The sequence below is a fragment of the Mycobacterium sp. RTGN4 genome (assembly GCF_033804635.1).
Lineage (GTDB): Bacteria > Actinomycetota > Actinomycetes > Mycobacteriales > Mycobacteriaceae > Mycobacterium.
The window spans coordinates 1-1,503 of record NZ_JAPZLB010000046.1 but is presented as its reverse complement, the minus strand read 5'-3'; the positions used below and the strand labels follow the sequence as shown (position 1 = coordinate 1,503).

1 protein-coding gene is annotated in these 1,503 nt (G+C 64.0%); it reads left to right on the top strand.

The genetic code is table 11. From position 1 onward, the window contains the following. The first annotated feature begins 253 nt into the window (after positions 1 to 253). Positions 254 to 1,477 (top strand): IS110 family transposase, encoded by a 1,224-nt coding sequence (locus tag SLQ30_RS33005; protein WP_319451252.1) that lies wholly within the window; start codon positions 254 to 256, stop codon positions 1,475 to 1,477. Positions 1,478 to 1,503 lie beyond the last annotated feature (26 nt).

Here is a 1,503-nt window from a genome sequence, read left to right as displayed (position 1 = left end):
CTAATGGGTATTGAACAGCGCGCCTCCCCGTGATATCCGTGGCGAGGGGGACTCTGTTCTCCGAGCCGCCGGCCGGTGAGCGTCGTTACCGGCTGAAGCGTTGGTCGACTTCTAAAGCTAGATCACGCCCCGACCGGTGGTAAGGGTTCCTGCAAGCACTGATGGGATGTCGTGCCAACTGAGCACTGATCCATTAGCTCGTCGCCGGGCACCCTTGGGCTCGAACATGTTTGGTGACCAGGGAAGGTGCAACATGATATTCGTCGGCGACGACTGGGCAGAAGACCATCACGATGTCCATCTTATGGACGATGCCGGGGCGCGCCTGGCCTCGCGTCGATTACCCGAGGGACTCACCGGAATCGGCGAGTTCCATAAACTGCTGGCCAGACACGCCGACGAACCCACGCAGATCGTCATCGGGATCGAAACCGACCGCGGGTTATGGGTCACCGCGCTGGTAGCCGCCGGCTACCAGGTGTACGCCATCAACCCGATGGCTGCCGCCCGCTACCGCGACCGCCACCACGTCTCGGGAGCCAAGTCCGATGCCGCCGACGCCAAGCTACTGGCGGATCTGGTCCGCACCGACCGACACAACCATCGCCTCGTCGCGGGTGACTCCGCTGAAGCCGAGGCGGTCAAAGTGTTGGCCCGGGCGCATCAGAATCTGATCTGGACCCGTAACCAGCACACCAACTCGCTGCGCTCGGCGTTGCGCGAGTACTACCCGGGCGCACTGGAGGCGTTCGACGATCTGCACGCTCGCGACGCCCTAGCGGTCTTGGGCCGCGCCCCCAGCCCGCTGCAAGCGGCGAGCCTAAGTCTGGCCAAGATCCGGTCTGCACTCAAAGCAGCTGGGCGAGAACGTAACCTCGATGCCCGTGCCCAAGAAATTCAGACCGCGTTGCGCACCGAACATCTCACCGCCCCCGCCGCAGTGACCGCAGCATTCGCGGCAAGCACCCGTGCCACGGTCGGGATCATCGCTGAACTCAACCGCCAGATCGTCGATCTGGAAGCCGAGCTGGCGACACATTTTGAGACACACCCGGACGCCGACATCTACCGCTCCCTGCCAGGACTTGGTGTCATCCTCGGCGCCCGGGTGCTCGGTGAGTTCGGAGATGATCCGAACCGATTCACCACCGCCAAGTGTCGCAAGAACTACGCCGGAACCTCACCATTGACCATCGCCTCGGGTCGCAAATGCGTCGTGCTGGCCCGCCACGTCCGCAACCGCCGCCTCTACGACGCCGTCGACCAATGGGCCTTCTGCGCGTTGAATACCAGTGCCGGCGCCCGCGCCTTCTACGACCAACGCCGCACCGCCGGCGACCTGCACCACCAAGCGCTCCGCGCCCTGGGAAACCGCTTCACCGGCATCCTCCACGGCTGCCTACGACACCGCACCCACTACGACGAACACAAAGCCTGGGCGCACCGTCAACACAACCACGGCGCCCAGGCCGCTTGACACTTACGAACCTGGGATGTCTAGCT